We start from the raw sequence: 9,521 nt of genomic DNA, 5'->3' as shown, positions 1-9,521 counted from the left end.
ACGTCTTCGGCGACGCCGCGACCAGCCCCGACATTCACCTGAGCACCCGCGGGTTCCCCCGGAACGACCCGAAGAACCCTCTCCCCGCCCCAACCGAGGTGACCCGCTCCCTCGCGTCCATGGGATACGAGCACCTGCGAATCGTCTGTCTGTGGAGCAAGGACGAGAACCGCACCCGCATGATCAACGGGCTGTGTGACGCCTACAGCCTGCCCGCCACGAGCATCGACCCCGCCGACGGCGTCCCCGTCCCGCTGCACGACGACACTGTCAGCGTCGTGTTCCACCACGTCCCCGCCTTCCTCGCGCACGGCCCCGCCAAGGGCCGAGCCGGGCTGGTCGACGAACTCCCCTTCCTGCGCCGAGAACCGGGAACCCTCGTAGCGGTCTGGGCGGAGACCGAGTACACGGCCGAATCCATCGAGGACGCCACCGAGGAGGAGGCTGCCGAGAGCCGGCGAGACCGGCGCCAGCGGGCGAAGACCGATGAGACCGACGCCAAGTACCAGGGACGCCGGATCATCGCCCAGAGGGGCATCGTGTCGCAGTACATCGCCGACATGAAGCAGACCAAGCGCAAGCGAGACCAGGGCAAGGACCACCAGGCGCTCTACTCCCTCGTCGACCTGCACCGCAACATCGGAATCCTCGACGAGCGCATCGACACGGCCCTGATCGACCCCATCGGCGCCCACGCCCCTCATGGCGTCGCACACGTCGGGATCCACGTACGCCGGCAGAGCAAGCAGCACCCCAAGGAGAAGGCGAAGATCTGCATCACCGCAGTCGCCCTGGTGCCTCCCGTCGTAGAGGGAGGCGCCTGGACTCTTCACGGCTGGAGCTACACCAACCCGAAGTGGCAGCACTACAACGACGCCATCGCCGCCTTCCACGCCCTGGACTACCCGACCGGCAAGATGACCGAGCTGGTCGACGACAACCAGGGTTACAAGAAGGTCGCCGAGCAGATCGATCAGGCCCTCTCCGACCTAACCGTCCACATCGGCCGCCTCCCCTACACCGTCACCGTGGACGGAGTCGGAACTCGCAGGCTGTGGGGCGGCCTCCACAACAACAAGCAGGGCCTGACCGGAGAACCGGGAGACACCTGGCTCCCCGGGAGCACGCTGCGCCACCAGGACCGACCCATCGCCGTGATCCGAATCAACAAGAGCTCGGACGAAGTGCCACAGCCGATCAGCGTCAGCCGGTTCGATGCGGACGGGAACCTTATCGGCGCGAACAGCACCACGACGTCGCTGTACCGGCTCGACACCGATCTCGGCCCCTCCACCTGGATCCTGGCGAACGTCCCTCACCAGTACGACGGGAACGGGGCGGGCCGCCTCGGCGGAGACAAGACACGCTGGACCGCCAGCCACGGCTCCAAGGAGAAGGGCAACATCTCGAAGAACGAGGTCGCCGCCAACTGGTACACGATGAACGGCACCGAGATCTACCCCTTGCCCCTGGCACCGGGGGTGGACCAGGACGTGCTCGCCAACCTCACCGCGCGCCTGTGCAACCGCCCCCTGGCATGGAGCAACCGAACCCGCTACCCCGTCCATCTCCACGCTGCCCAGCAGATGGACCTCGACCACCCGCAGTACCGCCGCACCGCCCCCCAGGAAGACAATGAGGCGGAAGCGATCGGCGACACACAGCAGACCGCTGACCAGGAGTAGCCCCGACACCTCGGCAGAGGCCGCACCGCCCAATCATGGGATGTCAGCGTAGTGAAATGCGCCTCGACGGGTGAGAGGCGCGGGGACGATCGTTCAGAGCGTCTCACTCCAGGAGGCCGAGGCAGCGGCAAAACATAGCGGGGGATCGCCGGTTAGCCAAACCGGCGATCCCCCGCATCATTGATAGTCCATCGCCACAACCTTCCTGTACGTCGAAAGGCATCGCCCCAGACCAAGCCCCACTCATTGCCGACGTGCCATGCAGCGATCACGCTGCTGCGTAACTCGCACGGAACAAGTCCCGGGCACGGTCCAGGTCCCGCTCCGTACGAAGCTGCATCTCCAGGTCGCCCGTGCCGTGGTGACCGAGCCCCGTCACATCCCGGGTGAACCCCGGAACCAGGTCGACCTCCTTGGGATCGGCCTTGAGGTAGATGAGGAGCTTGGTGTGCTGCGGCGGGCAGACGCAGGCAAAGTTCCGCAGCCGCTGGTAGGCGACGTACTGCTTGCGCTGGACCCGGGTGACGCCGTCGCCGATACCGAGCAGCACCTCGTCGACCGCCTCGACCAGCTCCGCCATCGCGCCGTCCCGCTTTCGGGTCGACGGCAGTCCGGCCCCGCCTCGGTGGGCCCGCTTGATAGCGGTCGACTGCCCAGTGACCGATGCGACGGTCTCAAGACCGATGTGATCGTTGCCGAAGTACCGATAGCGGACCAGGTCGATGCTCCGCCGGTGCTCGCGTACGGCGTGCGCGTCATAGCGGGTGAAGTCGCCAGCGACGCAGATCAGCCGCGGTGCGCTCCACAGGACCTGGGACGCGGCCGAGGCCCCGAGCCGGTCGCGGACTAGGTTCCGGAAGGCATCCTTGTGTGCCGTCAGCCACGCCATGTAGTAGAGGCCCTGATTGATCACGCCGGCTGATGTGCCGCGCTTGTACTCGACGACCACAGGCGCCTGGTTCTCGTCGAGCCCCAGGGAATCGATCCGCCCTCCGTCGACGCAGTCGATGACGTACTCGCTCGCGAGGAACGTGACGCCCAGCAATGTCTCCATATGCGCCTCGATGAGGCTCTGCACATCGGCCTCGACTTGAGCAAGACGCGGCATGACCTCGATCACACCGCTCTTCGTCGTGTGGAAGAGCTTCAGACCTGACACCTTCCCCTCCTCGGCTAGGGGATCAACAACGTCGCGCAGGTGCAGATTTGTTTCCACGAGAGGCTTCAACATCGTGAAGAAAGTGTGAGCGCACGAAACTCGACCGCATCCGCTCCCCCGCCTGCGGAGCCGAGCCCACAAGTCATGGGAGCCTCGCCAGCATCCCAGCACGAGCCCAGCACGGTAGGAGTGAGCAGGGGTGATGACGGGTGATGAGGGTCAGATTTCCCCGGGGCCCGACCCCAAAGAGTCGGCCCGCTTCCAACATGCACGTGCCCGTTCCTGGCTCCTCGACCGGATTCGCAACGCGCTTGCCCTGGTCTTCGCAGTTGCCTCAATATTCTGCACCGCTGCTCTTGAATTGCCACAGAAAATTGAGGAATACCTGGCCGCAGGATGCATCATAGTCGTCCTGCTTGTCATCTACGGGCCGAACGCGATCGTCAATCTGCGACGCCTTTGGCGTCGAACTCTGCCCGGCATGAGAGCCCTTCCCGCGCTACGCGGCGATCGGTTTCAGCACGTCGGCCGCGGCCAGAGGGCAGTCGGAGTCGATTGACCCGGCTCGCAGAGCCGGCTCACGAGTACGGCTGCTCGTCCTGTGCTCCCCTGAGCTCGCCGGCGACTTCCCCGGCTGGTCGCCAGCGGTCCATCGGCCCGGAAACGTATGCGTTCATGCCCGTCGCGGCCAAGGGAAGGAGGGGAGCCGTCTCGAGATCGCCGTGCAGGCGCAGCAATACATGATCGTCACCAACCAGGCAGTCGGTGTAGGGAAGAGTGCGGGACAGCAGGCGGGCGAAATCGTCGCAGGACGTCCGAACGTCCACCTTGTCGAGGCCGAGCCAAACGTGCAGCGTACCGTCCTGGACCGTCAGCTCGACGTCGATCCGGGTGTCGGCCGCCTCGGCGGCGTCGCCGCACCACCTCAGAGTCTCGTCCAGCGCGCCAAGGTGGACGGGGAGCGGGCGGAAGGCGTCCTGACGCATGTCGTCGCGGACCGTGATGCCGGTGGCTGGGGCCAGCTCTCGCCACCAGTCCTGCACGACGTCGCGGACCGATGCGACCTGCGGTCCGCGGCTCAGCGCTCGCTGTACGGCGTCCGCCGCGTTTCGCCGCACGGCGCTCGCGGCACCGGGTCCGGTGTCGGCGGCCATGCGACGCAGGAGCGAGCCTGGCCCCATGCGGGTGTCATCGAGGACCTTCTGGTACAGCTCGCGCAGCGTGTCCGGTACAACCGGATCGTCCGGCCCGAGCAGGGCGCGGATGCGTTCTGCCCAAGCAAGAAACGCCTCGGTGTCGCCGGTGGTGAGGAGGTCGGCGCCGAGGTCGCCGCGGGCGAGAATACGTGCGCGCTGCCGTTCCGTGGGCCGGCCGAGGCCATCGAGCTGGGCCCGCAGGAGGAAAGCGAGCAGGTCCCGTTCCGAGGCGGGAAGATCATCGACGCCACCGTTGACGGGGATAGCGAGGGTGTCGAGGAGGGCCTCGGCGGTCGCCTTCTTGGCCTCCGGCTTACCGGGGGTTCCGGGCAAATGCTCGGTCCACCGGTGAACCCGCCCGTGGACGTCGCGCAGGCTGATGGTGGAGGTGTAGCTCTTCAGGTGGTCCGGCCCCGAGACGTCGTACGTGTACTCGTGGTCGATGCCGTACGTACTGGCCAAGGCGGTGAGGATCGTCACCGGGTCGTGCTGGTGTTCCAGGCCGGAGAGCCAGTCGTCGAGGATGGCAGGTCGGCGCCCGAGCAGCAGAGGGCCATGGACGCGCCAGGCCGCGGCGACGACTGCCTGCGCGGCGTCCGACACCGCGGTGCGGCCCTGTCCGCTCTCACCGCGGCTCGTTAGCAGCCCTTCCGTAAGCTGGAGGGCCGCACCGAGCCTGGCGGTGTCATCGTCAGAGGCGGTGAGGATCCGCGCCTCGTCTTCATCGGGGGTGAGGCCCTGCGCGAGGGCCCGACGGACGCGGACGTGGGCGGCGAGGTAGTCCACTACATGCGAGCCGTGGTGGGCGAGAAGGTGATTGTCGCGCTGACGGGCAGCGGCAGCCGCTTCCTGGTTCTCGTACACCCAGGAGACATGGGTGAGTGCCTGAGCAAGGAGTCCGTGCGTCCGGTGGCCAAGCTCGAACATGGCTGCCAAGTCACTCACGGCGTCCCGGTGCCGGTTGCCCGGCTGGGGGTAGGGCCGTGGCGACGCGGCTGGCTGGTTCGCGGGGGGCGCCTTCCGTCCCGGGCTCGCTGCTGCGGTCACTTGCGGATAGGCGTCAAGCAGTGCTTGTGCCGCCGCTGCTCGCGCGGCCTTCTTGGACTGGCCGATACCTTCCGCCGTTCGGCCGGTTCCGGTGCGGGCGGCGGCCCGGAACACCTTCCGGTGGTCCGGGCCCTCCTCGATGTAGTCGTAGGTCAGCCCTTCCTTCTGGAAGGCCGTTTGCGCCAGGGTGACCGGATCAGCCTCCGCCCCCGAGGACGGGCGGTCGAGATCGTGCCACACGGACGCAACCAGCCTCCGGGCGATCTCGTGCTCGCCGCAAAGGCTAAGCGCGCCGAGGATCTGCCGGGCCACTCCTTCGAAGACAGACCTGGCAGGGTGCTGCGCCTCCCCTGCTCCCATGCGTACCAGGCCATGCTTGGTAGCCCATGCACCGAGCGCCAGGTTGGCGGCAGTGCGCCGCCGGGCGTGTTCGCTCGACTGTTCGCCTGCCTTCCGAGGGGTCGCCCACCGCGTGTAGGCATCGAGCAGGATCACGTCGAGTGTGGAGGCGCCGAGCCGGTCGAGTAGGCCGAGCACGTGCGGTGTGACCTGGTCAACGTGGTGACTCTCGTAGAGGTGACTGCGGTGTTCGGCGGCAAGACCGAGCCAGGCGGTGACCTCGGGGCCGGCGGCCCACCCACGCACGGCATCCCCTACGATCTCGCGGACCTCTTGCCCGTAGGCATCAACCAGCGACGCGGGCGGCTCGCACAGCGCCGGGTACGTGACTTCGTGGATGTCGAGTCGCCGTTCGGCGCGGGAGTAGGGCCGGACCGAACCGGTCGACGGACGCTGTCCGGTCGAGGGCCGGGCCGACCGCGCGGACCCGACAGGGCGGGAGACTTCGGGGAGTGTGGTCCGCCCCCGGCGTGTGGACACCGGGCGCGAGTGTGCAGGACGCGAATCGGTTCGCTGAGGGGCCACCTGCGCCCTCCGTCCGCCGGTCGGTCGTGCGCCGGACCTACCGTCCAGGAGGTTCTGGAGTTCGTTGGTGAGCCAGGAGGGCAGTCCCGTCGGGGGAAGGCCGCCGTCGAAGAAGTCGCTCGCCAGGTCGACGCAGTACTCGTACCGCCCCCAATCCCGGTGGCGCGCGTGCTCCTGACTGATCATGCGCAGCGCCGACCGCATCCGCGCGTACGGCACCGTCCGGCCGGCCAGCTGGTACGACGTCCGGTTCCGCGCGGCCTCGATCGCCAGCGCGATGCGGTGCACTGGTGTTGGTGGCGCGGTCTCGCGCAGCGACACAATGCCGACCCAGCGGTTCACGGCCCTCCCCTACCGGGTCGCCTGGCCTTGTCCAGCACACGCTCCCGGGTGGCGACGATGCGCTGCCCAGTGCGTGCATACGTCCGGTGGCCTGCCCCGGTCCTGCTGTCCCCTCCTGCCGCCGGACCTAACAACTCACGGTGATCACGGCGGCACTGATCATTAAGCGTATGCCGCCGGGCGCGAGTTCGGGAAGGGGTGGCTCAACGCAGATCGTTCCGCCTACCGGGCGGTGCGGGTTGGCAAAGCGGGCGGCGGACCGCGATCACCAGGGGCAGGCGTACGCCCGTGGAGAGAGTGTTGAACATGGCCGGCGCGACGGCCATCGCGTCGGCCGGCGGCAGCGGGCCGGGGTCGCCCGTACTGCGCCAGGCCAAGCGGTTCGGGTAGCCGGTCTGGTCCTCGATCGCCTCGGTGTCGAGGAACCCGAGCCCCTGGGAGTTGCGACAACGCCGACGCCCAGCCTCAGCTTCTGCGCGGCGGTGATCAGCTTATTGGCGTTGCTCGCGATGACAGCAGACGACGACGTACAGGAAGCGCTTCCTCGCCTGGGCTGGCCCAGACGTCGGCTTCCGACGGCGGTTTCGAACTTGAGCCTGCTCAGGCAGAGTCAGACTCACGCCTTGCGCTCATCCGCTCAACGCCAGGCTTCTGCCCTGCCCTCGCAGACAGTCGCTCAACGTGCCCTTGGCAGCGCCTCCGGTGGCATGACGTCCCGTGCCACCAGGCCCGCCGCAACGGCACTTCCTGGGGAGAATCTGGGGAGTATCGACGGTCCTGGGGAGCGCGTGGGGAGAATCGACCGCGTAACACAGCACGATCCCGAAAGACGCTGAAAGACTCATCCGCGCAGGTCAGGGGTGGATACAGCTGCATCGATGCAGGTCAGCGCCACCGGGTAGACAACTTCATGACGTACGTGCCGAGATCGTCGGCCTCGACGATCCCGGGGAGCGAGCCGCCTTCACGCAAGGGCGTGACGTAGCGGGTCGCTGTCACCTCTGTAAGCATCCGCCCAGGGTATCGGCGTCGTGATCGTCGCGGCACGGCGTTCGCACGCCGCCCCGCCGGCGCGCTCCATCAGCACACCCCGTCGGCGCGCTCCATCAGCGCACCCCGCCGGCGCGCTCCATCAGCGCACCCCGCCGGCGCACTCCGTCAGCGCGCGGCGGACGCGGCCAGGATGCGGTCGAGCAGCGCGTCGAGCCCGTCGGTCAGCTCCTGGTAGCCGCCCTTCTCGGCCAGGGAGGGCGCGGTCTCGCGCAGCCGGGGAAGCTCGCGGGCCGGCATCAGGTGCAGGCCGAGGCGGAACGCCGGATCGGGTTCGTCGGGGTTGTCGACCATGGCCCGCAGGTCGCTGAAGATGTAGCCGAGCACCCATGCGGTGACCGCCCGGTAGGCGGTGACGACGCCCTGTTCGTCGAGCCCGGCGCGGTCGAGCTGCGCCAGCACCCGCTCGTGGGCCTGCAGCACCGCGAGCGGGCGCCGGGCCAGCGGTACGGCGAGCAGTCGGGTGGCGAGCAGCGGCACGACGTGCGGGTGGGCGAGGGAGATCCGGTACAGGGCGCAGGCGCCGCGGAGGAGTTCGGCACGCCATTCGGGCAGGTCGGGCGCCTGGCCGCGGGGGGCGGGCTCCTCGCGGGCGAGGTCCTCGTCCAGTTCGGTGTAGAGCTGCTCGACGAGTCCGTCCAGGAGCGCGTCCTTGCTGGGTGCGTAGCGGTACAGCGCCATCGCCTCGACGTCGAGCTCCGCGGCGACCCGCCGCATGCTCAGCGCGGACAGGCCTTCGTGGTCCACCACGTCGAGGGCCGCGGCGAGCACGCGCTCACGGCTCAGCCGGCGGCGGCCGCGGCGGCGCTCGGTGGAGTGGCCGATGTCCACCTTCCTGCGGTCCGGCTGGGTGCTGCTGACCATGGCGTGCCTCCGGGCTGGGCGTCGCGGTGCGACTCTTCCCGACTATATCCGAATACCCCGAAGGCATACATTTACACCATAAGTGGACATTTATTGACAGGCCTGACATGGCGGCGCAATATGTATATTTAAAACGTAGACGTACGGCGACAGCACACCTGCACCGTCCCCTGCACGTCCCCGCCGGAGGCCGCTGACATGGACGGCAACCACATCTCCCGCACCGAGTGCTCCGAGCTGAACGACCCGCACCCGCCCGTTCGACCCCGTCTGACCCTCGTCATCCCGACGCGCAACGAGCGCGAATCCGTCCCGCTGCTGCTGCGCGCCCTGGAACCGGCCTTCGACGGGCTGCCCGTCGAGATCCTGTTCGTCGACGACAGCGACGACGACACACCGGAGACGGCCGCGCGGCACGCCCCCGACTGTCCGCTGCCCGTCCGCATGGTCCACCGGGAAAAGGGGGCCCGCGAGGGCGGCCTGGCGGGTGCCGTCCTCGCGGGCGCGCGCCATGCCCGGGGCGAATGGGCCCTGGTCATGGACGCCGACCTCCAGCACCCTCCGCAGGCCGCCGCCGCCCTCGCCCGTACCGCCCTGGGACACGGCGTCGACATCGTGGTCGGCACCCGCTACGCCGGGTCCGGATCGACCGGTGGAGGGCTCGACGGCCCCGCCCGCCGGTTCGTCTCCCTCGGCAGCACCCTGCTCGCCAAGGTGGTCTTCCCCCGCCGTCTCGCCGGCGTCAGCGACCCGATGAGCGGGCTCTTCGCCTTCCGTATCGCCGCGATCGACCTGGACCGGCTCAGCCCCCTCGGCTTCAAGGTCCTCCTCGAAGTGCTCGTCAGGCACCCGGGCGCACGTGTGGCCGAGGTCTCCTACCGGTTCGCGCCCCGCGCGGCCGGCACCTCCAAGGCCTCGCTGCGCGAAGGGCTGCGGTTCCTGCGACACCTGGCCCGGCTGCGCCGGCCCGACCCCGGCGGCGCGCACCGCGGCGACACGGGTCGCCACGCGGCATCCGACCACCCCGGCCTCGGCCCCACCGCACGGTTCCTGGCCTTCGGGCTCGTCGGCCTCAGCGGCATCGCCGTCAACACCGCCGCCCTGTGGTTCTTCCACTCCGTCGTGGGACTCCACCAGCTCCTCGGCGCCACGCTCGCCACCCAGGTCTCGTCCCTGTGGAACTGGGCCCTCCTCGAAACACTGGTCTACCGGGGCGGCCGGGGCCGCCCCCCCGCCGCCGCCCCGGCCGCCCCG

The 9,521-nt window shown here is 68.8% G+C and carries 6 protein-coding genes and 1 pseudogene; 2 read left to right on the top strand and 5 right to left on the bottom strand.

The window, feature by feature from the left end; translation table 11 throughout:
- On the top strand, nucleotides 1–1,685 hold a 1,685-nt coding region (locus CCN56_RS01750), incomplete at its 5' end, for an RNaseH domain-containing protein (protein WP_143664401.1).
- Between the two features lie 268 nt (nucleotides 1,686–1,953).
- Here the strand turns inward: CCN56_RS01750 and CCN56_RS01745 are convergent.
- The 5 genes and pseudogenes from CCN56_RS01745 to CCN56_RS01725 form a co-directional block, all read right to left on the bottom strand.
- The gene (locus CCN56_RS01745) at nucleotides 1,954–2,844 is read right to left on the bottom strand and encodes a DUF5655 domain-containing protein (RefSeq protein ID WP_086822558.1); all 891 of its coding nucleotides are present in this window, start codon (nucleotides 2,842–2,844) and stop codon (nucleotides 1,954–1,956) included.
- Nucleotides 2,845–3,422: 578 nt separating this feature from the next.
- Entirely contained in the window at nucleotides 3,423–6,353 is a 2,931-nt protein-coding gene (locus CCN56_RS01735; RefSeq protein WP_256961658.1) for a putative dsRNA-binding protein, read from the bottom strand.
- A gap of 290 nt (nucleotides 6,354–6,643) precedes the next feature.
- Nucleotides 6,644–6,886 (bottom strand): annotated as a pseudogene (locus tag CCN56_RS44130) (flavoprotein); the annotation flags it as partial.
- Between the two features lie 352 nt (nucleotides 6,887–7,238).
- Nucleotides 7,239–7,364, bottom strand: coding sequence for a hypothetical protein (locus CCN56_RS44125; protein ID WP_256961659.1), 126 nt, complete (start codon nucleotides 7,362–7,364; stop codon nucleotides 7,239–7,241).
- Between the two features lie 147 nt (nucleotides 7,365–7,511).
- On the bottom strand, nucleotides 7,512–8,267 hold the full coding sequence (locus CCN56_RS01725) for a TetR/AcrR family transcriptional regulator (RefSeq protein WP_086822555.1): 756 nt from the start codon (nucleotides 8,265–8,267) through the stop codon (nucleotides 7,512–7,514).
- A gap of 198 nt (nucleotides 8,268–8,465) precedes the next feature.
- On the opposite strand from CCN56_RS01725, the gene CCN56_RS01720 reads away from it, so the two are divergent.
- Nucleotides 8,466–9,521, top strand: a 1,056-nt coding sequence (locus CCN56_RS01720; protein WP_086822553.1) for a glycosyltransferase, incomplete at its 3' end; no start/stop codon positions are given.

The sequence above is a fragment of the Streptomyces sp. NRRL B-24572 genome, from assembly GCF_002156145.1.
GTDB classification, from domain to species: domain Bacteria; phylum Actinomycetota; class Actinomycetes; order Streptomycetales; family Streptomycetaceae; genus Streptomyces; species Streptomyces vietnamensis.
The sequence above is the reverse complement of the archived record's forward strand: the minus strand, read 5'-3'. Positions and strand labels throughout refer to the sequence as shown.